Genomic DNA, 20,904 nt, shown 5'->3' on the forward strand with positions numbered 1-20,904 from the left:
TTGAATTTTGCCTGACGGCCCACTACCATCAGGCTCTTTCCACTGACTCAGGCAGAGAATGAAAATGGATTCGGCACATTCAGGGCAGAGTAACCACGATGCGCATTCGGAGCCGTGCAGTGGACGTCGCAAGCGCCGTGAAAAAATGTTGGATGCGGGCGAGATCCGTCTGTTGATGCTGCATTTTATCTCGCAGCGCGCCACGCATGGTTATGAGCTGATTAAATGTATTGAGGAGCTGTCAAAAGGCGAGTATTCGCCCAGTCCTGGCATCATTTATCCCAATCTGACATGGCTGGAGGAGATGGACGCCATTCATATCCATGATCCTCTCGCCGCGCGTAAGGCTTTTGTGCTGACCGAAACGGGCCATGCCATGCTAAAGCGCGATGCCGCATTGCTATCTCGCCTGATGAAGCGTTTGTCATCCCTTGCGGTTTTGGTCAATAACCGCAGCATACCGGAGATTGAGCAGGCTATTTATCACTTCAAAAGTGCCTTAAACACTCGCCTGGCGCAGCAGGAGATTACCGATGAAACCCGGGAAAAAATTGTTGCGGTGCTGAAGACTGCGGCAGATGAAATCAACCGCAGTTAATGACTGAGGCTGGTGATCAGCTGTCGTCAGATTTATTTTTATCAATGTGCCCCAGCGAACGCTCCGGGAAACAGATATCCCTTACCCGCTGCTTAAGCGTCTGGGCATCGGGGAATCCGGCGTCGCGTTTGCGTTCCCACAACAGATGCTCATCCAGGGTAATTTCAAATACACCGCCGGTGCCCGGACGCAACGTCACGCTGGCTAAGTCCTGTGCAAAGGTTTGCAGCAGTTCCTGCGCCATCCAGGCAGAGCGCAGCAGCCAGTTACATTGGGTACAGTAGTGGATGACGATCACGGGTTTTTGCATCTTTCCCTCTCTTTCTTATTCGTTAACGCTCAGACCAGCAGGCGCTATTAGCGTGCGCGTCCGGCTGTGCTGTTACGCATGGGTTTCTTGTCTTGATGTTTTGTTGCTAACCCTGACGCGAATCCTCACCCGTGGCAGACAGCAGCGCAAACCTTAACCCATCGCCAGCCGAAACGGTACAGGTAAGCGCCTGCGTTTATTCTGATAAAACATCAGATTAGCTGCTTCAGGTTGTGTGGTTTCGGCCATACTTCACTCATGGCAGGAAACAAAGGAAAACCCATGATGAAACTTAATGAGGCCGCAGTGCTACTGGGGCAGCAACTTTTATCCTCTGGTCTTCGTCTGGCGACGGCGGAGTCCTGCACGGCAGGATTAATCAGCATGACGCTGGCTGCAGTCGAAAACAGTGGTGATTTTTTTACCAGCGGTTTTGTGACCTATAGCGAAAGCGCCAAGGTACGACTGCCTGGCGTCAGCGAGGACACGCTGGAAAAACATACGGCGGTAAGCCGGGAAACCGTATGCGAAATGGCTCGGGGTGCGTGTGAACGCTCTGGTGAGCCGGTCAGTCTGGCTATCAGCGGCTATGCCGGGCCGGACGGCGGACAGGATGGCACCCCCGCAGGTACGATTTGGGTAGGATGGGCATTGCCGGACGGTGACGTTATTGCCCGCTGTCAGCACTTTTCCGGTGAGCCGAAAGCGGTGATGGAGCAGGGGACGATCTGGGCGATTCAGGGGCTGAGCGAATTGCTGACGCGCCCGCCTTCGTCGCTCCAGACCGTAAAAGAGCATTAAGCGCAGTCGACGATCAGACGGCCCCGGATTTTGCCATCCAGCAGGTCCTGTGCGCCCTGGCATACTTCACTGAGCGGGATAACTGTTGTCATCTGGCTCAGTAACGCATCATCCAGAAGCTGCCCCAGCCGCTGCCAGGCCTGTTGTCGCAGCGGTTTAGGGCACATCACGCTGTCTACGCCTGCCAGCGTCACACCGCGCAGAATAAAGGGCGCGACGCTGGTGGGCAGATCCAGCCCCTGTGCCATGCCGCAGGCCGCCACTACGCCGTCACGCTGCATCCCGGCCAGCACATTGCTCAGCGTGTGGCTGCCGACGCTGTCGATGGCGGCGGCCCAGCGCTCTTTGCCCAGTGGCTTGCCGGGTTGGGTCAGCTCGGCGCGATCCATCACCGCGGCGGCCCCCAGGGTGGAGATTAAATAAGCTTCATCGCTGGCCCGTCCGCTGGAGGCGATTACCTCATAGCCAAGCTTTGCCAGTAAAGCGACGCTGAAGCTGCCGACGCCTCCGCTGGCACCGGTGACCAAAACCGGACCGCTACCGGGCTTAACGCCCTGTTTTTCAAGCGCCAGCACGCACAGCATGGCGGTAAAACCCGCCGTTCCAATTGCCATGGTATTCAAGGGTGTCAGCGTATCCGGCAGCGCGACCAGCCAGTCGCCAGACACGCGGGCTTTCTGTGCCAGCCCGCCCCAGTGTTTTTCCCCAACGCCCCAGCCAGTGAGCAGCGCCGCATCGCCTTCTTGCCAGTCAGGATGGCGGCTTGCCGTGACGCGTCCGACGAAATCAATCCCCGGCACCATTGGGAACTGGCGCACAATCGGCCCTTTATTGCAGATTGCCAGCGCGTCTTTGTAGTTGAGGGTGGAATAGCTTACGTCGAGGGTGACGTCTTGATCGGGTAATTGTGTTTCGGAGAGTTCTTTGAGTTGAGAGCGGTAACCCTGTTCGTCATTGTCGATGACCAGTGCTTTAAACATGCAGCCTCCGTCAGGCATAAGAATAATCAGGCAAGTTTACGCCGGATACGCCGATTGCGGTAGGCACTGGACCGACAAGTGCGCGACGTGCCGCAATTTGGTGGTGTTCCAGTACAGGCTGATGAAGGTGCTGCCGTATTTGCATATTGCATAATTTTGCATTAATTACAGAAACTTAATCGGTTGGCTATGAACGTTTTAAGTGCAATTAAATGATATTTAAGGCTTTTTTATTTTGTGTTTATTGACCTGATATTTAAAGTTGTCGGGTTGTTCCTGCCGGTAAAAAATGACATTATGACCGCCACTTTTTTCTTGCCACCGCCCGCTAACAGAGGACGCTATCATGTCCGGTTCAATGCGCATCCGCACTTGTTCCCACTCGCCTGAGCTGGCGCGTGAACTGTTCCTCGTCGTCATGCCAGTTACACACACATCGTTCACTATGCGGTGAGGCCAATCGGGCCGCAACTGTTGGACATGAGTAAGGACTACTCTTTACTGATGTCTATCGGTCTATCGCGTCAGACATTATTCGCCGGGGAAATTTCCCTATTGCCGTGCCTCAGGCACCCACTCCCTGACTGTTAGGGATTTGTGTTATGACACCACTTAAAATTGCTGCCAGCGCTGCTGTTGCGCCTAATCTGACCCTGAATACTGCGCGCGACGTGGTTACGCTGGATAATACTGATTTTACCGATGTGGCGGCTGTGGTCGTCTCGCTGGCTGATACACGCAGTGGCGTGCTGGCGTTGTTACGTCACACTGGTTTTAATTTACCGGTGTTTGTTGCCAATGCCTTTGAAGAAGAGGTGATGCACCTGCCTGGCGTCACGGGTGAACTGAATGGCGAGCCGCAGGATTGGGTGGCATTGGAAACCGCCGCTCAGGCTTATGAAGCCGCATTATTGCCGCCGTTTTTTGAAACTCTGACGCGTTACGTCGACATGCAAAACAGCACGTTTGCCTGTCCCGGCCATCAGGGCGGTGCGTTTTTTAAAAAGCATCCTGCAGGTAAGCAATTTTTTGATTTTTATGGCGAAAACGTTTTTCGATCGGACATGTGTAATGCCGACGTTAAGCTGGGCGATCTGCTGATCCATGAAGGCTCGGCGAAGCATGCACAAAAGTTTGCCGCCAAAGTGTTTAATGCGGATAAAACCTACTTTGTGTTAAATGGCACTTCAAGCGCGAATAAAGTGGTCACCAATGCTTTACTGACGCGCGGTGATTTAGTGCTGTTTGACCGCAATAATCATAAATCCAACCATCATGGTGCGCTGATCCAGGCAGGGGCAACGCCTGTTTATCTTGAGGCTGCCCGTAATCCGTTTGGCTTTATTGGCGGCATTGATGCGCACTGTTTTGACGACGGCTATCTGCGCGAACAGATCCAGAAAGTCGCACCTGAGCGGGCTAACGACGCGCGTCCATTCCGGCTGGCGATTATTCAGCTAGGCACCTACGACGGCACGGTCTACAACGCGCGTCAGGTGGTGGATCGTATTGGTCATCTGTGTGACTACATTCTGTTTGACTCGGCCTGGCTGGGCTATGAGCAGTTTATTCCGCTGATGGAAGGTTGCTCTCCGCTGACGCTTGAGCTTAACGAAAACGATCCCGGCATTTTTGTTACCCAGTCAGTGCACAAGCAGCTGGCAGGCTTTTCGCAGACCTCGCAGATTCATAAAAAAGATAATCATATTCGTGGTCAAAAGCGTTTCTGCCCGCACAAGCGGTTGAACAACGCATTTATGCTGCACGCATCAACCAGCCCGTTTTATCCGCTGTTTGCCGCACTGGATATTAACGCCAAAATGCATCAGGGCGAGGCGGGACGCCGCATGTGGGATGAGTGCGTGATGCTGGGCATTGAAGCGCGCAAAGCGATCTTTGAGCGTTGTGAAATGATCCTGCCTTTCGTGCCGGAAACCGTCAATGGCGAGCGCTGGCAGGATGCGCCAACGGAAGCGATCGCACGCGATCTTAACTATTTTAGCTTCGAACCTAACGCTAAATGGCACGGTTTTGCCGGATACGATCGCGATCAGTACCGTGTCGATCCTTGCAAATTGCTGCTGACCACGCCAGGCATTGATGCTGCCAGTGGCGAATATGCTGATTTTGGTATTCCAGCGACCATTCTGGCGAACTACCTGCGTGAGAACGGCATCGTGCCGGAAAAATGCGATCTCAATTCCATTCTGTTTCTGCTAACGCCAGCAGAAAGCCCGGAAAAAATGGCGATTCTGGTCGCGATGTTGGCGCAGTTTGAGCAGCATGTTAAAGACGATACGTTGCTGGCTGAAGTGCTGCCGACGCTTTACCGTAAAAACGCCAAACGCTACGCGGGTTACACCTTGCGCCGTTTGTGTCAGGAGATGCACGACCTGTACGTGAGCTTTAACGTAAAAGATCTGCAACGCATGATGTTCCGCGAGCAGGGTTTGCCGCAGGTTAAAGTGAACCCACAGGATGCACATCAGGCTTATATTCGTGGTGAAGTTGAGCTGGTACCGATTGCAACGGCAGAAGGGCGTATTGCGGCGGAAGGCGCACTGCCTTATCCACCTGGCGTACTTTGTGTGGTACCGGGTGAAGCATGGGGCGGGGCGGTACAGCGCTATTTCCTGGCGCTGGAAGCGGGCATTAACCAGTTGCCTGGTTTTTCTCCGGAGTTACAAGGGGTTTACACCGAGGAAGATGCCGACGGACGTAAGTATCTGGTGGCGAATATGATGGTGCAATGAGGCATGGTTTTTTGCCTGGCGGCGGAGGGCTTTCATGGAGCTGACGTTCGGAAGCTCTGAGAAGGTTTCGCTCGCCAGGCGGCAGGGAGTTTCAGTTTGCCCCGAGCGGGCGACCGACAAGGGGCCGCCAATCGCCGCGGCCCCTTGACCCCAGGCTCCCGTCCTGCCCACCCGCCGCTGCGCGGTCCCTTCACTACTTCAGGATTTCTGCCGGACCGCCAGGACGCGCCGTCCCTGGCGCGGCCCGGCTCTCGCCGACGTCCTGTCGGCTCATCCGGAAATCCCTCATCCGCTCAGCGGTCGGGAAGGCCGGCCAACTCCCCCGCTTCGATATCTGTAGTAAAACCAACCGCGTTGCCGCTTCAGATGCAGGAAAAGCCTCCTGGCTCATCACTTTTCATTTTTTCATGTTCGTCAGGCTTTCCCATCCTGAGTTTTGATTGCGCATGTTAACAACAGGCGAAGCCAGTCTTCCGGGAAAACATTCGATCTCACAGGCGTAGGTTTTCGGAGGCATTTGGAACGCATCCTAATATATTGAGATAAAGATATTTTTCTGTTCCCTAAACGTCCGCATTCATTTAACCGCACGCAGTTAATTACAGACAACGCCGACCTTCCGGGAAAAATATAAGCCCTCACAGGCGTGGGTTTTCAGGAGGCATCCGGAACGCATCCTAATATATTGAGATAAAGATATTTTTCTGTTCCCTAAACGTCCGCATTCATTTAACCGCACGCAGTTAATTACAGACAACGCCGACCTTCCGGGAAAAATATAAGCCCTCACAGGCGTGGGTTTTCAGGAGGCATCCGGAGCGCTGAGGAGAGAGCGGAGGCCAGGGCGGAGCGGCAGGGATGCCGCGCAGAGGACGGCTGCGCCACGGAGGGCGCATCCGGCCGGCCCGTCAGGCCGCAGTGAGTGACGAAGGAACAGCGACGGCTGCCGGACGCCGGGATTGTTAAGGGGCTGGCGTAAGCCCCTTAACACGTCCGCCTGCACGGGCAGGCTGAAACTGCCCAACGCCTGGCGGGCGGAACCTTCTCACAGCCAGAGTAAGCAACCCAACATCCAGCGGGCGGAACCTTCTCACAGCAAGAGTAAGCAACCCAACGCCAGGCGGGCGGAACCTTCTCACAGCCAGAGTAAGCAACCCAACGCCAGGCGGGCGGAACCTTCTCACAGCCAGAGTAAGCAACCCAACGCCCGACTGGCGGAACCTTCTCATAGCCAGAGTAAGCAACCCAACGCCCGACAGGCAGAACAACCCATCGCCCGGCGGGCAGCCCCCCATCAAAACCGATGATAACTCCGCTGCGCCGTACTCACCTTATACAAATAATGCCGCGATTCCGCAGACGGATGCTGTTTAGACAGCGTCTGATAAACCTGACTGGGTGACATACCGTTAATGATAGTGACCGCACGATCCTTATCGCTGGAGAACACACGCAGTACGCTGCCTGCACCGCCGTTATAGGCGGTAATGACGGCATAGCGACGCGAAAGCGGGTCCTGAATGCCTGCCAGATAGCTGCGCTGCAGCAATGACAGGTAAGCCGTACCGGCATCAATGTTGTTCTCGGGGTCCAGCAGGTAGCTGCGGCTTGGTTTGCCCCATTTACCCTTCATGCGGAACACATCTACGCCCGCGGTATGCTGTACCACCTGCATTAAACCCAGTGCGTCAGAATGGCTGACGGCGTAGGGGTTAAAACTGGATTCGGTCTGCATAATCGCGAGGATCAGAGACGCATCAACACCATATTGCTCAGCAGCCTTGCGCACCATCGGCAGGTATTTATGCGCACGCTTATCAAGATGGTTAGGCACCATCGGAATGGTAACCGAGTAGATCACATGCAGACCAGAATTGCGACGCTGCAGTTTATTCGCAATCAAATAGTCCGCAAACGCCTGAGCGCGGCCCTGCCAGCGGATGGCCTGCCCGGTGTTATCCAGTACCTGACCATACAGCAGCGGTTCTTTACTGATTTGGATATCGTTGACATCAGAATAAAGATCGACATTGCCCGGGTCCTCGCCGATCAGCAAGGTGGTCACGATCGCCTGACGCAGGCTGGCCGTGGGATCGGTACCGGAAATGGTCTCAATAGTGATATTACCGCTTTCAAAGTTGATATGGCTGCGGGTGTAATAGTTGTCGCTATATTTGACGTAGTCTTTTGGTCCGGCAATCAGAACCTCATTGATACCCCAGATGTTCTCAATGTTATGGGCGAACTGCCCCATCAGGATGTCAAATCCGTTGGTGTCCTTCACCCACTCTTCTGAATAGGTCGGGTTCTTTTTTCCGGAACAGGAAACTAAAAGGGGTGCAATCACCAGCAGGGCTATCAGCTTTTTATTCATCTAAAATACATGCCTGACCTGGAAAACGGCCCCAGTACTGAGGCCAAAAAGGTTATGCTTCGGGTGGCGTATAGCCTTCAATGTGGACGTCTTTGCCTTCAAACAGGAAATTGATCATTTCCTTTTCCAGCACTTTGCGATCTTCGGGGTTCATCATGTTGAGCTTTTTCTCGTTGATCAGCATGGTTTGCTTGGCCATCCATTGCTGCCAGGCTTCTTTCGAGATTTCATTGTAAATGCGTTTTCCCAGATCGCCAGGGTAGAGTTGGAAATCTTGTCCTTCAGCGTCACGTTGTAAAAAAGTACAAAAAATAGTGCGGCTCATTATTCTTCCTCGTTAATCTCACAGCGGCCTAAAGGCAACTGCTGGGGATGGCGCAGTTCGTGCAAAAGACGCTCTACGGGTGCGGCTAATCCCACAGACGGCGGCAGCGTTAAGTTATACCAGAGACCGCCCGCTTCATCCATTAATGCCCCGGCAGAAGGCCATGACAGCCACATTGGGACGATATCCAGATGGAAATGGCTGAAGGTATGACGAAACGCCGTAAGCTGCTGAGGTTTCGCCCGGATGCCTCGCGCCGTCAGCCAGTCGGTCATCGCCTCTTCACTGGTGAACTGCGGGAAGCAGAATAATCCGCCCCAAAGGCCCACCGGCGGACGCTGTTCCAGCCAGACCTTGTCGCCATGTTGCATCATCAAAAACCAGCCGCTGCGCGCCGGCAACGTCTGTTTCGGCTTTTTCCCTGGATAGCTGGCCCAACTGTTGTTCGCCCGGGCTTCGCATCCGCTGTTAAGCGGACAGATGTCACATTTTGGTCGGGAACGGGTACACACCATTGCGCCCAGGTCCATCATTGCCTGGTTAAACTGACTGACGCCTTCGGCTGGGGTGACGTCCTCGCTGATTTGCCACAGACGTTTTTCGACATCTTTTTTACCCGGCCAGCCACCTACCGCGTAACAACGTGCCAAAACCCGTTTAACGTTACCATCCAGAATAGGAAAATGCAGACCCAACGACAGAGACAAAATAGCGCCAGCGGTAGAACGTCCCACGCCAGGCAAGGCGGCGACGTCATCATAGTTGCGGGGAAACTCGCCGCCATGAACATCCACGACCTGTTTTGCCGCTTTATGCAGGTTGCGCGCCCGGGCGTAGTAACCCAGACCGGTCCAGAGATGCAATACCTCGTCCAGGGGCGCGGCGGCTAAATCGCTGACGGTAGGAAACCGCGCCATAAAGCGTTCAAAGTAGGGAATAACGGTGGTCACCTGGGTTTGCTGTAACATGACTTCAGACAGCCACACCTTATAAGGTGTTTTTTCCAACTGCCACGGCAGGGTTTTACGGCCAAAGCGCTGATACCAGTCCAGCACCTGTTGCGCGAACTGCGGGGCTTGCATCATAAAGGGGATATTTCCGTGATTACGCGACATTCGGGCAGGAATTCCAGCATAAGCGCACGTGAGAGTAAACCGGAAGATTGAAAAGGCCTGTTTCATTCAGGCCCGTCGGATGCGTTGCCTTGACCGCCCCTGGGCGAGTCGCCACGGGCGCGCCAGCATCAATCCCAAATGCCAGACAGCAGCAGGCCAGATGACATGCACCTGGCCTGCTGTGGTTGTTCGAAACCCGGTATTAAAAGCCCGGCGGCGGCTTTTACGGTTCAGATCCGGGTATCGCAAGGCTCCTGACCGGAATCGCTTCTGACGCCGGCGGTTTACGATATTTATCCAGGAGATGGATCTGGATTTTCCGCAGCATATCGCCGTTCAGCCTGTAGAAACGGAAATAGAGCAGCAGCGTCAGCATAAAAAATACCGCGGGCAGTGCGATCATAATAAATTGCATACCTACCAGGGTTTCCTGTGACTGCGCGATGTTAGGCATATAGCCAATTATCCCCAGCACCACGGCGATAAAGAAAGCGGCAAAGGCTGAACCGCCTTTCACCACCATGGTCTGCACCGAATAAGCAATGCTCTCGCAGCGCACATGCAGCTTGTATTCACCGTAATCGACGGTATCCGCCACCATGATCACCTGGAGCACCCAGAAAAGGGCAGTACCGGTATTTAACAGGATGCCGGCCACCACAATCAGCGGAGTGGAGTGATAGCCCGCCAGCGCCATGGCAAACAGCACGCCACAGCTCAGTATGGGCAGCGCGGACGCCGCCGCCCACAGAATTCGGCGCGACAGAATGTTCACCAGTTTCGGGAACAGGATTAACGTCACCAGGTTCGCCGCACCGGCATAAGAGAGATAGTAGGGGAAAAGAGCGGCATCGCCGATAACGTAGGTGAAATAGTAGATGGCAAAGCCGGTAATGATGTTAGCCGCAACGTTGTAAGCCAGCGCCATTCCCAGCAGGCAGGAAAGCTGATCGTTACGATAGATGAGGGCGACAATGGCTTTCAGTCCCAACCGGCTGCCATCCGTGGTTTCATCGTCAGTGGACGAATAGACTTCATGCACGTTTCGTAGCGTCACCAACATTGATGCGATAAAAAAGGCAATTAACACCAGCGTAAACATCTGGAAGCCTAATCCGCGATTGTCACCGCCAACATAGCTGACAAAGGGCAGGGCAATGCCTGCGGTGACGAAGGAAGCAAGGCTGGCGAAAAAGCGCGGCCAGGGCACCAGCTCTTCACGTTCGCGCTTGTCCAGGGTGATAGTGGGCACCAGCGACCAGAACGGAATATCCATAATGGTGTAGGTCATGCCCCATAAGATGTAAGTGACGCAGACGAACACCAACTGGGCCGTGCCCTCAAATAAGTGGGCGCTAAACAACAGGAACAGCACCAGCGAGTTCGCCAGCGTGCCCACAAAAATCCAGGGTTTGAATTTCCCCCAGCGTGATCGCGTGGCATTAACGATCCAGCCCATGATCGGATCGTTAATGGCATCCCAGATCCGTGCCACTAAAAACAGCGTACCGACGACACCAACCGATAAACCCACTACGTCGGTGTAGTAATACATCAAATACATATAAACAATGCCAATAGCGAAATCTTTCCCAAACGCGCCGAATCCGTAGCTGAGTTTTGTCGTTATTGAAATGCTCATCGGGTACCGGGACGCTGTTGCCAGCGCCCGCCTTCTGTTATGGAATACAGCAGCAGCCGGACTGCATGTCCGGAGACAAAGACGTTACGCGTGAAGCCAGGTGGGCAACCAGTCTCCGTGTTCGGCGATCAGCTCATTCACCAGCGCATAAATCTCCTCAATGCCCAGCACCGCTGCCGTGTGGGGGTCCAGCATGGCGGCGTGGTAAACCCGGTCACGGTTTTCCGTCAGGATGGCTTCGGTCAGCAGCGTTTGCACATTGATATTGGTTTGCATCATGGCCGCCAGATGTGACGGCAGAGTGCCGACTTTGGTGGGCTGAATCCCGTTGGCGTCCACCAGGCAGGCGACTTCCACACAGCATCCCTGAGGCAGATTGTCGATTAACGCATCATTGCGCACATTGCCGTAAATCACGGCCGGTTCGCCTGTCCATATTGCATTCATAATGGCGCTGGCATACTCGCGCGATGGCTTACTTTCAATGCGTTCAGCGCGCTTGTAATGCTCAAGTTCGCTACGCCAGTTATCCAGTTGCTCTACGCAGCGTTTAGGATATTCGTCCAGCGGGATCTGGTAGCGCTCAATCAGATCGTCTCGTCCCGGCTTGATAAACCAGGGCGTATATTCCGCGAAGTGTTCTGAAGATTCAGTGACGAAATAGCCCAGTTTTTTGAACATTTCATAGCGTACCAGGTTCGGGCAGCGTGGATTGCCGTGAATATTGGGTTTCGGTGCCTGCCCGGCGTCAAAGGCGGCCAGCAGTTCCGGATACAGATTGACGTAGGTACCCTCTGCGGTTTTCCGCTCCAGCTCCAGATAAAACGCCATATGGTTGATACCGGCAGAGCGGTAACGTAAATCGGCAGGGTTGAGGTTGAGATCGTTCGCCAGCTCTTCAGCGGTTCCCTGAACGGAATGGCACAGGCCAACCTGTTTGATATGCGGATAACGTGCGTACATCGCCCAGGTGTTCATCGCCATGGGGTTGACGTAATTAAGCATGGTGGCATTGGGGCACACCGCCGTCATATCTTCACAAATCTGCCACAGGTGCGGGATGGTGCGCAGCGCGCGCATGATGCCGCCGGGGCCAAGCGTATCCGCGATGGTTTGCTCAAGGCCATAGCGCTTACATACCGCAAAGTCTGTGACGGTACAGGGTTCATAGCCGCCAATCTGGAACGCCACCACCACAAAATCGGCATCGACTAATGCCGTTTTCTGATCACTGTGGCAGGTAATATGGCCTGCCGCGCCAGCCGAACTCATCAGCTTGCTGACCACGGTGTAGGACTCGTCAAGCCGGGTTGCATCAATATCCATCAACGCGATATGGGCTGACTTCAGCGCATCGCGGTGGAAGACATCACCAAGGATATTTTTGACGAAAATAGTGGAACCCGCGCCAATAAACGTAATTTTGGGTGCAGACATCAGGATGCTCCATTGCAAGGTTGGATAACGTCATAGTGTCACGCCGTAACTAACGAAACTTCCTTCTAATCAGGGGAGCATTCCCAAAAGCTCAGATCTGCCCGCCGCCAGCATCGGATCTGAGTTTTTGGGATAAATTTGCCTGGAAAGAAGAGTATCTGGCCTGAAAAGCAGAGAATTATTAACGCGAACCGCCCATTTTTGGCCTCTGCTACTGGCCTGAGCCCTTCAGATATGGCAGGGTTCTGATAATTCAGGAGAGGGAATGATGATGATGCAGCCTGGCGTACCGCTTCCACCCGACCCGCATATGTGTAGCAGCGATGAAAAGCAGACCCGCAGTCCGCTGTCGCTCTATTCTGAATACCAGCGCATGGATATCGAACTGCGTCCGCCGCTGGCCATGACCACCAGCCACTGGCACGGTCAGGTGGAGGTGAATGTCCCGTTTGACGGTGACGTGGAGTACCTGATCAATAATGAAGTCGTCCAGATTAAACAGGGTTACATCACGCTGTTTTGGGCCTGTACGCCGCATCAGCTTACGCGTCCCGGCAACTGCCAGAACATGGCTATCCTTAACCTGCCGATGCATCTGTTTTTGTCCTGGCCGCTCGACAGAGAGTTAATCAATCATGTTACTCACGGCATGGTGATTAAGTCAGTGGCAAAGCAGCAGCTCAGTGTGTTTGAAGTGCAGCGCTGGCAGCAGGAACTCAACAGCCCCGACGAACAGATCCGCCAGCTTGCCGTCGATGAAATTGGCCTGATGCTTAAACGCTTTAGTTTGTCGGGATGGCAGCCGGTAGGGGTGAACAAAACCTCTCGCACGCACAAAAACAGTGTTTCGCGTCATGCCCAGTTTTATGTCAGTCAGATGCTGGAATTTATTGCGGATAACTACGATCAGGCTTTGACCATCAATGACGTAGCCGAACACGTTAAGCTCAATGCCAATTATGCGATGGGCATTTTTCAGCGCGTTATGCAGCTCACATTAAAACAGTACATTACCGCCATGCGCATCAACCATGTCAGAGCGTTATTGAGCGACACCGATATCACCGTGCTTGATGTGGCGTTGACGGCCGGATTCCGATCCAGCAGCCGCTTCTACAGTACATTTGCTAAATATGTCGGCATGTCTCCACAGCAGTATCGTAAGCTGAGCCAGCAGCGGCGGCAGACGATGGCTTTATAAGCCGTTTTTCGCGTGATGCGTCGAGATCCTGACAGGTGATCTCAACAAGTAAATTTCTGCGGTTTACTCTACACTCAGGCAGGAAATCGCGCTTCAGGGCACGCAGGAATAAAGCAGAACGTGGCAAAGGCTTGCTTCTGCTTTTGAACTTTGCATAATGCCCGTTTCCCAGAACAGGCAAACCAGCAGGCTTCTACATGATTAATGATGTCATCACCCCGGAATATGATGAAAATGGACGCCCGTTGCGTCGGATTCGTAGTTTTGTGCGCCGTCAGGGCCGCTTAACCAAAGGCCAGCAGCTGGCGCTGGATAATTACTGGCCGGAGATGGGTGTTGAATATCAGCCTGATCCCATTGATTTGCCTGTGTTGTTTGGTCGTGATGCGCCGGTGACCCTGGAAATTGGCTTTGGTATGGGCGCCTCGCTGGTGACCATGGCGCAAAATACGCCACATCAAAACTTCCTGGGGATTGAAGTGCACGCGCCGGGCGTGGGGGCCTGTCTGGCTTCTGCAAAAGAAGCGGAGGTCAGCAATCTGCGGGTTATGTGTCATGATGCTGTTGAAGTGCTGGAAAAAATGATTCCTGATAACTCACTGCGCATGGTTCAGCTTTTCTTCCCGGACCCGTGGCATAAAGCCCGTCACAATAAACGCCGCATTGTGCAGGTGCCCTTTGCCGAACTGGTGATGCGTAAACTTAAGCTGGGTGGCGTATTCCATATGGCGACCGACTGGGAAGCCTATGCAGAACATATGCTTGAGGTCATGAGCAGCATTGCAGGTTATCAAAACCTGTCTGAAGACAGCACGTATGTGCCGCGTCCGGAAACGCGTCCACTGACAAAATTTGAGCAGCGCGGGCAGCGTTTAGGCCATGGCGTATGGGATTTAATGTTTGAGAGGGTGAAATAATGGCCACACAACGCAGCCGCCGTTTACGTAAAAAATTACATATTGATGAATTTCAGGAACTGGGCTTTTCTGTGGCCTGGCGTTTTCCTGAAGGCACCGCTGAAAGTGACATCGACGAAACCCTGAATCAGTTCATCAATGAAGCGATCGCGCCTAATGGTCTGGCTTTCGATGGTAGCGGTTATCTGGCATGGGAAGGGCTGATTTGCCTGGAGCAAACCGGTAAATGCACCGATGAACATCGTGAGCTGGTACGCAAGTGGCTGGACGACCGCAAGCTGCAGGATGTGAAAGTGACCGAACTCTTTGACGTCTGGTGGGACTAAGTTACCAGCAGTGTCGCTTTCACACCCACACAGGGAGATTGTATGATTCGTAACGCGCTGGTCGCCGGTCTTTTACTGGCAGCAACGCAGGCCCAGGCCGCCTGGGAGTGCAGTGTCAAACCACAGGATGATGTTGTTATTACGCCACAAAACGTGCAGGTGGTGGGTGAAAACGGCAACATGCAGATCTCGACGCTGGGCGATGTGCAGTTCAACGGTCAGAAAATGACGATGAATGCGGCTAACCGTCAGAAGGCGATTGATTATCAAAATGCCTTACGTCGCGATCTTCCCTGGATCGATAACGGTGCCACATCACGTCTGGAGAAAGGGCGTGCTGCGCTGGATAACATCATCACCCAGCAAGTCGGGGAATCCAGCCGGTTACATGAGCGGCTGGCAACGCTGAATACCCAGTTAAAAACCCAGATGAACCGCATTATTGAGCATCGCAGTGATGGTTTAACCTTCCATCATCAGGCGATCGATCAGGTTCGTGCCGATGGCCAGCAACTGGTTAATCAGGCGATGGGCGGTATTCTGCAGGACAGCATCAATGAGATGGGCAGCAAAGCCATGTCCAACGGTGGCGGCAGCGGTTTGCAGGGGTTGATGGGGAATCTTGGCGGCCTGCAAAACGCCATTCAGAGCGAGTGGAATAATCAGGAAGCCGACTTTCAACAGTTTGGAAAAGCGGTCTGTAACCGGGTTATTGCTCTGGAGAAAGACCGGAAAACACTGGTCAGTTCGCTGAAGTAATGCTTCACAGAGGGCCTGCTCCGGCGGGTCGTCTGCCCTTCACCGTGCGGTTCATTGAGCCAGTGGTCGCCCGTCCTCAGGGCCTGTGCGCCCGGGCGATGAAGACGTCCGTGTTCAGGCGTCATCAAAGTTGCGCCCTTCCTGAACCCGTTGCAAAACAAAAGGGGCTGAATTCATCAGCCCCTGACAGGATTTAGTCGTTGTTAACCTCTTTAGCGACCGTTTTGTTGCTGGCAACGTAGTTATAAATAACCAGCAGGGCAAAGATTCCCGTGATCACCATGGTGATCGTTCCCTTATCAAGGAACCTGGCCATATTACCCAGCAGTATCCCCGTAACGCCAAAATCGGTGTCCGAGAAGGTGGTGTTGGTCAGGCCGATGGCACCCAGCACAGGTAATAAGGCGACCGGCAGGAAGGTAATCAGAATACCGTGCGCAAAGGCCCCTAACATTGCCCCGCGTTTACCGCCGGTTGCATTACCAAATACGCCTGCCGTTGCGCCGCAGAAAAAGTGCGGTACGACACCTGGCAGGATTAATATCCAGTGCAGCTGTCCAAGAATAAACAGCCCCACCAGTCCGCCGACAAAGCTGGAAATAAAGCCAACCAGAACGGCATTAGGCGCATAAGGGAAAACGATAGGGCAGTCCAGTGCCGGACGCGCGTTGGGCACCAGCTTCTCTGAAAACCCGGTAAATGCCGGCACAATTTCCGCCAGAATTAAACGCACGCCCTGAAGGATAATAAAGACACCCGCAGCGAAGGTAATAGCCTGCACAAACGAGTACACCAGATAGTTTTGTCCGTGGCTGAACTGACTCTCCACATATTCCCTGCCCGCTGAGACGGACAAAATAAAATAGATGATCATCATCGTCAGGGAAATCGAGATGGTGCTGTCACGCAAAAAACTCAGGTTTTTTGGCATGTTCATCTCTTCAGTGGATTTTGAACCTTTGCCCACCAGAGAACCTATCCAGCCTGACAGGACATAACCCACCGTGCCGGTATGCGCCAGTGCAACCTGATCGTGCCCAATGATTTTACGCATATAGGGCTGAGCCAGTGCCGGGAAAAAAGCCATTAACATTCCCAGCGTCAGCGAACCGGTATAAATAAGCTGCACGCCTTCAAATCCGGCCACCGACAGGATAATCGCAATCATACAGGCCATATAAAAGGTCACATGACCAGAGAGGTAGATATATTTCAGGCGGGTAAAACGGGCAACGGTGATATTTGCCACCATGCCAAACGCCATGATAAGCGTCGTAGGCGCGCCATACTTCGCCAGGGCGATAGACACCATCGCCTCATTATTTGGAATAATTCCCTGAACGTTAAATGCGTGCTTAAAAATATCCCCCAGCGGCGTTAGTGAACCAACCAACACCGTGGCACCGCCTGCCAGTACTAAAAAACCCAGGATGGTTTTTACCGTGCCTTTTATCACATCCGGCAGCGGTTTGCGTTGCGCGATCAGACCGAACATCGCCACCAGTCCGACCAGAATAGAGGGGACTTTCAGCACGTCGACAACTACCAGTAAAAGGTTTTGTATAAACATAATAACCTCAGCGGTAAGTGTTCTTTTATAAGTGGGTGACAGGATTATTTATTGAAGTAGTCGCGAATTTTTTGCTCAACTTCTTTCAGGTCGATAATGTTATTAATGATGATGACTTTTTCCGGCGGCAGGTTAGCGCTGTAGGCGATGTCTTTTGCCATAACAAACACATCCGCCACGTCCGGTGTCACTGAGCCGAGATCGGAATGTTCAACGTCCGCCGTGACATCAATCGCTTTAAGCACTTTTTTGATGTTCATTTCCATCATAAAGCTGCTTCCCAGGCCTGAACCACACACTGCCATAATTTTCATAAAAACCTCTTTGAAGTTGAATAGGTTAATTGGACATGTCGTTTGCTAGCAGCACCGCGCACAACGCGTGTTGGCTTTGTGCCTGGTACACGCGTTCCATGATGGCGTCGTCAGTCAAGACTTCAGCCAGTTGCGAGATCATCTCGATGTGGCTGTTGCTGTCAGGGGCGGAGAACATGAAAAGAATGTCGACAGGATCGTTTTCCCCCGCATCAAAGGTGACCGGGTTTGCAAGCTTCACCACGGAGAGTCCCAGCTTCATTGCGCCCTGCTCAGGGCGGGCATGCGGCATGGCAATGCGCGGTGCGATAACGAAGTAGGGGCCGGTTTCCTCTTTAAGGCGGATAATCGTGTCGATGTAATCCTGTGAAATCGCACCTTCTTTGAGCAGGGGATCGCCAGTGACCTGAATCGCGGCTTTCCAGTCAGAAACGCGTTCAAGATAGTGAATTTTGTCAGCATTCAGCCATTGGGTCAGATTCGCCATACGTTATCCTGGATAAAAAGTTATGCAAAAAAGTCAGGATGCAGGCTCGCCGCATTCATCAAGCTGTACAGTCAGCTTTCTTTGTTTCTTCACGCTGTCATCCCTTTTCCGTTTTATCCAGCAAAACGGCTGGCAGCAGGATGAAAAAGAAAATAAATATAAACCATTATAAATTATGGTTTTTATTTTGACTGCACGCATCAGTTTTGAACATCCGCTGTTGCAAAAAATGTTTCTTACGTATAGACATGTTAAACCTGTCTAGTCATCTTGATGATGCACCTCGACCTGTACAGATACAATATGCAAGAATCATTTCTGGCTGGACGAAGGGAATTTGAGTGCAAAATCGTTAGCTGGATCACATCTGGGTCCTTTCTTACTGGCACGTCGTGACGGAAATCGGGCGTAAAGGCGTTGCTGTAGCGCACCGCAGGCACGGGCACACTATTCGGGAACATGCTGATGTTCGATGGCATTACAGAGAAGCAAAAAGAGGTTGTCGACTATATTCTGACGAAGATCATGCAGGATGGCCTTCTGCCGGGCGATAAGCTGGACACAGAAATTGCCATAGCAAAGAACATTGGCATTACCCGGGCGACGGTGCGGGAAGCCACCCGAATCCTTATTGAGCAGCAGCGCATTTATCGGGTAAAAGGTTCGGGTCTGTTCGTTGGATCAATCGGCAAGAGTAATCATTCTGGCCGGTTTCATGCGCTTTCGCCGTTTGATTATCAGGCGCACAAAAAAGGACACAAAGCGGTCAGGAAGGTGCTCACTGCCAGCATTATCAAAGTGCCCGGGCCCGATATGGCGCAGGCTTTACGCATCAAGAACAGCGACCAGATATACAAAATCGTTCGTCTGATGTGCTTTGATGACATCCCTGTCGCGCTGGAATATATCCATCTGCCCGTCAGCCTGTTTAACAGCATGGAGTTTGGGCGACTGGAAATCTCAAAATATTCGTACATTGAACAGATCACCGGCAAGAAAATTCAGCGTCGTGATCAGCAACTGAATGCCATCAACGTTACCGACGGTGAGCAGCTCAGGCTGCTGAATTTTAATGCGAATGATGCGGCGCTGGAGATCAACGAAACCGTCTATCTGGATGATGGTATGCCCTGTGAGGTTAACATCGCCATTATTAACACGAGGCTGTTACAGCTAAGGCAGAATACCGAGCGCGGTTGAACGGCGGTGTAAACGGCCCGGTTACGCTAACCTGTGGCGTCAGGCTTCCGGGCCGGGAATGCGCTACGCTTCCGCTAAAAACAGCTCCAGCAACGTGTTCAGGAATAGTTTGCCTTTCTCTGTAATTTGCCAATATTCCGGCGTTTCGGTGATGTAGCCTGCGGCAAGCGCCTGGTCGATCTGCGGGCGAACCCACGTTTCATCCAGCCCGGTATAGCGGCTAAAGTCAGCACGCGGCGCGGGCTCCAGCAAACGAAAACGGTTCATAAAGAACTCAAACGGCTTATCACTGTCCACAACGTCGTACTGCTTGTCGAGATAGTTTCCCTTCATAAAGCCACGCGGATGACGCACTTTTATCGTGCGGACAATGCGGCCATCGGGCTGGGTCAGTTTGCCGTGGGCACCACAGCCAATGCCGAGATAGTCACCAAACCGCCAGTAGTTCAGGTTATGTTCACAGCGGTAGCCCGGCCTGGCATAGGCCGAGGTTTCGTATTGCTGATAACCGGCGGCGGTCAGCAGCTGATGACCCTGCTCGAAGATATCCCACAGGGCGTCATCATCCGGCAGTGTGGGCGGGCGAGAGGCAAATAAGGTATTCGGCTCAATGGTCAACTGATACCAGGAAAGATGCGGTGGATTGAGCGCAATCGCCTGGCGTAAATCGTCCAGCGCCTCCGTCAGTGACTGATCGGGAAGGCCATGCATCAGGTCAAGGTTGAAGCTGCGTAAGCCTAATCCCTGAGCCAGTTCGGCGGCGCGTTTCGCTTCGTCTGGTCCGTGGATACGGCCCAGTCGTTCCAGCTTCTGCGGACTGAAGCTCTGTACGCCAATGGAGATGCGGTTAATGCCGGCGCGTTGATAAGCGCTGAAGCGGTCAGCTTCTACCGTGCCCGGGTTCGCTTCCATCGTGACTTCCGCATCTGCCGTCAGCGTCAGGCGCTCGCGCACACCATCCATCAACATCTGCATGGCGCTGCTGCTTAACAGGCTTGGCGTGCCGCCGCCGATAAACACCGTGCGAACCTCGCGACCCTGAATCAGCGGCAGATCGTTTTCAAGATCGCGCAGCAGGTGCTGCACATATTCAACGTGCGGCACCTCATCCTTTAAGGCGTGAGAATTAAAATCACAGTAGGGGCATTTCTGTACACACCAGGGGATGTGGATGTACAAACTCAGAGGCGGTAAATCAGGCATTACGCATCGCTTCCAGTAACAGCGTCAATGCTTTACCACGATGAGAGACGTTTCCTTTCTCTGCTTTAGTCAGTTCGGCGGCGGTTTTACCCAATGCCGGAACATAGAACACGGGATCGTAACCAAACCCACCGTTACCGGCTGCCGTCCGGGTAATTTCCCCTTCCCAGCTACCGTGGAACACCAGCGGCGTGGGATCAGAAGCATGACGTAAATAGACCAGCACGCAGTGGAACTGTGCCTGACGTTGCCCGTCGGGCGTATTTTCCAGCGCCTGAAGCAGTTTTTCCAGGTTCTGCTGGTCGCTGGCCTCTTCACCGGCATAGCGGGCAGAATAAATCCCGGGCGCGCCACCCAGCGCATTTACGGCCAGCCCGGAGTCATCTGCAAGAGCAGGAAGGCCGGTAAGCTGCGCGGCATGACGCGCTTTCAGGATGGCGTTTTCGATAAAGGTCAGGCCGGTTTCCTCGGCGGATTCCACGCCGAGTTCGGTTTGCGCCACGATATCCAGACCAAAGGCGGCGAGCAGATCCGCCAGTTCACGTACTTTGCCGGGATTACCGGTGGCAAGAACAACTTTTTGCATAACAGT

The 20,904-nt window shown here is 53.2% G+C and carries 20 protein-coding genes; 8 read left to right on the forward strand and 12 right to left on the reverse strand.

The features are described 5' to 3' along the window. Nucleotides 1–58 precede the first annotated feature (58 nt). Entirely contained in the window at nt 59–598 is a 540-nt protein-coding gene (locus FBY13_RS14020) for a PadR family transcriptional regulator (RefSeq protein ID WP_063880855.1), read from the forward strand. 16 nt (nt 599–614) lie between these two features. Here the strand turns inward: FBY13_RS14020 and FBY13_RS14025 are convergent, their stop codons facing one another. Next, entirely contained in the window at nt 615–908 is a 294-nt protein-coding gene (locus FBY13_RS14025; protein WP_145394471.1) for a SelT/SelW/SelH family protein, read from the reverse strand. 282 nt (nt 909–1,190) lie between these two features. Between FBY13_RS14025 and FBY13_RS14030 the strand changes: the two genes are divergently transcribed. Next, nucleotides 1,191–1,709 (forward strand): CinA family protein, encoded by a 519-nt coding sequence (locus FBY13_RS14030; RefSeq protein WP_145394472.1) that lies wholly within the window; start codon nt 1,191–1,193, stop codon nt 1,707–1,709. Here FBY13_RS14030 and FBY13_RS14035 read toward each other — a convergent pair. Continuing rightward, a complete protein-coding gene (locus tag FBY13_RS14035; RefSeq protein WP_096011800.1) occupies nt 1,706–2,689 on the reverse strand; it encodes an MDR family oxidoreductase in 984 nt (327 codons plus the stop codon). The genes FBY13_RS14030 and FBY13_RS14035 overlap by 4 nt on opposite strands. Before the next feature lie 602 nt (nt 2,690–3,291). On the opposite strand from FBY13_RS14035, the gene FBY13_RS14040 reads away from it, so the two are divergent. After that, nucleotides 3,292–5,442 (forward strand): ornithine decarboxylase, encoded by a 2,151-nt coding sequence (locus FBY13_RS14040; protein WP_145394473.1) that lies wholly within the window; start codon nt 3,292–3,294, stop codon nt 5,440–5,442. A gap of 1,294 nt (nt 5,443–6,736) precedes the next feature. Here the strand turns inward: FBY13_RS14040 and mltC are convergent. The 5 genes from mltC to FBY13_RS14070 all read right to left on the reverse strand — a co-directional run bounded on the left by mltC (nt 6,737) and on the right by FBY13_RS14070 (nt 12,338). After that, nucleotides 6,737–7,816, reverse strand: coding sequence for a membrane-bound lytic murein transglycosylase MltC (mltC, locus tag FBY13_RS14050; protein ID WP_063880850.1), 1,080 nt, complete (start codon nt 7,814–7,816; stop codon nt 6,737–6,739). Between the two features lie 52 nt (nt 7,817–7,868). Then, the gene (locus FBY13_RS14055; RefSeq protein ID WP_013027107.1) at nt 7,869–8,141 is read right to left on the reverse strand and encodes an oxidative damage protection protein; all 273 of its coding nucleotides are present in this window, start codon (nt 8,139–8,141) and stop codon (nt 7,869–7,871) included. Beyond that, on the reverse strand, nt 8,141–9,226 hold the full coding sequence (gene mutY, locus FBY13_RS14060; RefSeq protein ID WP_063881251.1) for an A/G-specific adenine glycosylase: 1,086 nt from the start codon (nt 9,224–9,226) through the stop codon (nt 8,141–8,143). Before mutY ends, FBY13_RS14055 begins: the two co-directional genes overlap by 1 nt. 253 nt (nt 9,227–9,479) lie before the next feature. Further along, nucleotides 9,480–10,898 carry a melibiose:sodium transporter MelB gene (gene melB, locus FBY13_RS14065; protein ID WP_145394474.1) on the reverse strand — a complete coding sequence of 473 codons (1,419 nt, stop codon included), beginning with the start codon at nt 10,896–10,898 and terminating at the stop codon, nt 9,480–9,482. An 84-nt stretch (nt 10,899–10,982) separates the two neighbouring features. Then, entirely contained in the window at nt 10,983–12,338 is a 1,356-nt protein-coding gene (locus tag FBY13_RS14070; RefSeq protein ID WP_145394527.1) for an alpha-glucosidase/alpha-galactosidase, read from the reverse strand. Nucleotides 12,339–12,603: 265 nt separating this feature from the next. On the opposite strand from FBY13_RS14070, the gene melR reads away from it, so the two are divergent. The 4 genes from melR to FBY13_RS14090 all read left to right on the forward strand — a co-directional run bounded on the left by melR (nt 12,604) and on the right by FBY13_RS14090 (nt 15,538). Further along, the gene (melR, locus tag FBY13_RS14075) at nt 12,604–13,536 is read left to right on the forward strand and encodes a transcriptional regulator MelR (RefSeq protein ID WP_063881250.1); all 933 of its coding nucleotides are present in this window, start codon (nt 12,604–12,606) and stop codon (nt 13,534–13,536) included. A gap of 197 nt (nt 13,537–13,733) precedes the next feature. Then, the gene (gene trmB / locus FBY13_RS14080; protein WP_063880847.1) at nt 13,734–14,453 is read left to right on the forward strand and encodes a tRNA (guanosine(46)-N7)-methyltransferase TrmB; all 720 of its coding nucleotides are present in this window, start codon (nt 13,734–13,736) and stop codon (nt 14,451–14,453) included. After that, nucleotides 14,453–14,779: a YggL family protein gene (locus FBY13_RS14085; RefSeq protein ID WP_063880846.1), complete on the forward strand. Its 327-nt coding sequence runs from the start codon at nt 14,453–14,455 to the stop codon at nt 14,777–14,779. The genes trmB and FBY13_RS14085 overlap by 1 nt, the downstream gene beginning before the upstream one ends. 42 nt (nt 14,780–14,821) lie before the next feature. Continuing rightward, a complete protein-coding gene (locus FBY13_RS14090) occupies nt 14,822–15,538 on the forward strand; it encodes a DUF2884 domain-containing protein (RefSeq protein ID WP_063880845.1) in 717 nt (238 codons plus the stop codon). A 193-nt stretch (nt 15,539–15,731) separates the two neighbouring features. Here FBY13_RS14090 and FBY13_RS14095 read toward each other — a convergent pair whose 3' ends face one another. Genes FBY13_RS14095 through FBY13_RS14105 form a run of 3 tightly spaced genes read right to left on the reverse strand, consistent with a single transcriptional unit; the run spans nt 15,732 to nt 17,909 of the window. Then, nucleotides 15,732–17,108, reverse strand: a complete 1,377-nt coding sequence (locus tag FBY13_RS14095; RefSeq protein WP_096011795.1) for a PTS ascorbate transporter subunit IIC — start codon at nt 17,106–17,108, stop codon at nt 15,732–15,734. 44 nt (nt 17,109–17,152) lie between these two features. Then, the gene (locus FBY13_RS14100) at nt 17,153–17,422 is read right to left on the reverse strand and encodes a PTS sugar transporter subunit IIB (protein ID WP_063880843.1); all 270 of its coding nucleotides are present in this window, start codon (nt 17,420–17,422) and stop codon (nt 17,153–17,155) included. A gap of 25 nt (nt 17,423–17,447) precedes the next feature. Beyond that, nucleotides 17,448–17,909, reverse strand: a complete 462-nt coding sequence (locus FBY13_RS14105) for a PTS sugar transporter subunit IIA (RefSeq protein WP_145394475.1) — start codon at nt 17,907–17,909, stop codon at nt 17,448–17,450. Nucleotides 17,910–18,374: 465 nt separating this feature from the next. On the opposite strand from FBY13_RS14105, the gene FBY13_RS14110 reads away from it, so the two are divergent. After that, a complete protein-coding gene (locus FBY13_RS14110) occupies nt 18,375–19,109 on the forward strand; it encodes a GntR family transcriptional regulator (protein ID WP_063881249.1) in 735 nt (244 codons plus the stop codon). Between the two features lie 63 nt (nt 19,110–19,172). Here the strand turns inward: FBY13_RS14110 and hemW are convergent, their stop codons facing one another. Next, entirely contained in the window at nt 19,173–20,312 is a 1,140-nt protein-coding gene (gene hemW, locus FBY13_RS14115; protein WP_063880841.1) for a radical SAM family heme chaperone HemW, read from the reverse strand. Then, nucleotides 20,305–20,898 (reverse strand): XTP/dITP diphosphatase, encoded by a 594-nt coding sequence (locus FBY13_RS14120; RefSeq protein WP_145394476.1) that lies wholly within the window; start codon nt 20,896–20,898, stop codon nt 20,305–20,307. The genes hemW and FBY13_RS14120 overlap by 8 nt, the downstream gene beginning before the upstream one ends. Between the last annotated feature and the right edge of the window lie 6 nt (nt 20,899–20,904).

It is taken from the genome of Pantoea sp. SJZ147 (genome assembly GCF_007828605.1).
In the GTDB taxonomy this organism is placed as follows: domain Bacteria; phylum Pseudomonadota; class Gammaproteobacteria; order Enterobacterales; family Enterobacteriaceae; genus Pantoea; species Pantoea allii.

Coding starts and splice junctions, on each gene's coding strand:
- FBY13_RS14020 (WP_063880855.1), top strand. CDS start 59: ATGAAAATGGATTCGGCACATTCAGGGCAGAGTAACCACGATGCGCAT.
- FBY13_RS14025 (WP_145394471.1), bottom strand. CDS start 908: ATGCAAAAACCCGTGATCGTCATCCACTACTGTACCCAATGTAACTGG.
- FBY13_RS14030 (WP_145394472.1), top strand. CDS start 1,191: ATGATGAAACTTAATGAGGCCGCAGTGCTACTGGGGCAGCAACTTTTA.
- FBY13_RS14035 (WP_096011800.1), bottom strand. CDS start 2,689: ATGTTTAAAGCACTGGTCATCGACAATGACGAACAGGGTTACCGCTCT.
- FBY13_RS14040 (WP_145394473.1), top strand. CDS start 3,292: ATGACACCACTTAAAATTGCTGCCAGCGCTGCTGTTGCGCCTAATCTG.
- mltC (WP_063880850.1), bottom strand. CDS start 7,816: ATGAATAAAAAGCTGATAGCCCTGCTGGTGATTGCACCCCTTTTAGTT.
- FBY13_RS14055 (WP_013027107.1), bottom strand. CDS start 8,141: ATGAGCCGCACTATTTTTTGTACTTTTTTACAACGTGACGCTGAAGGA.
- mutY (WP_063881251.1), bottom strand. CDS start 9,226: ATGATGCAAGCCCCGCAGTTCGCGCAACAGGTGCTGGACTGGTATCAG.
- melB (WP_145394474.1), bottom strand. CDS start 10,898: ATGAGCATTTCAATAACGACAAAACTCAGCTACGGATTCGGCGCGTTT.
- melR (WP_063881250.1), top strand. CDS start 12,604: ATGATGATGCAGCCTGGCGTACCGCTTCCACCCGACCCGCATATGTGT.
- trmB (WP_063880847.1), top strand. CDS start 13,734: ATGATTAATGATGTCATCACCCCGGAATATGATGAAAATGGACGCCCG.
- FBY13_RS14085 (WP_063880846.1), top strand. CDS start 14,453: ATGGCCACACAACGCAGCCGCCGTTTACGTAAAAAATTACATATTGAT.
- FBY13_RS14090 (WP_063880845.1), top strand. CDS start 14,822: ATGATTCGTAACGCGCTGGTCGCCGGTCTTTTACTGGCAGCAACGCAG.
- FBY13_RS14095 (WP_096011795.1), bottom strand. CDS start 17,108: ATGTTTATACAAAACCTTTTACTGGTAGTTGTCGACGTGCTGAAAGTC.
- FBY13_RS14100 (WP_063880843.1), bottom strand. CDS start 17,422: ATGAAAATTATGGCAGTGTGTGGTTCAGGCCTGGGAAGCAGCTTTATG.
- FBY13_RS14105 (WP_145394475.1), bottom strand. CDS start 17,909: ATGGCGAATCTGACCCAATGGCTGAATGCTGACAAAATTCACTATCTT.
- FBY13_RS14110 (WP_063881249.1), top strand. CDS start 18,375: ATGTTCGATGGCATTACAGAGAAGCAAAAAGAGGTTGTCGACTATATT.
- hemW (WP_063880841.1), bottom strand. CDS start 20,312: ATGCCTGATTTACCGCCTCTGAGTTTGTACATCCACATCCCCTGGTGT.
- FBY13_RS14120 (WP_145394476.1), bottom strand. CDS start 20,898: ATGCAAAAAGTTGTTCTTGCCACCGGTAATCCCGGCAAAGTACGTGAA.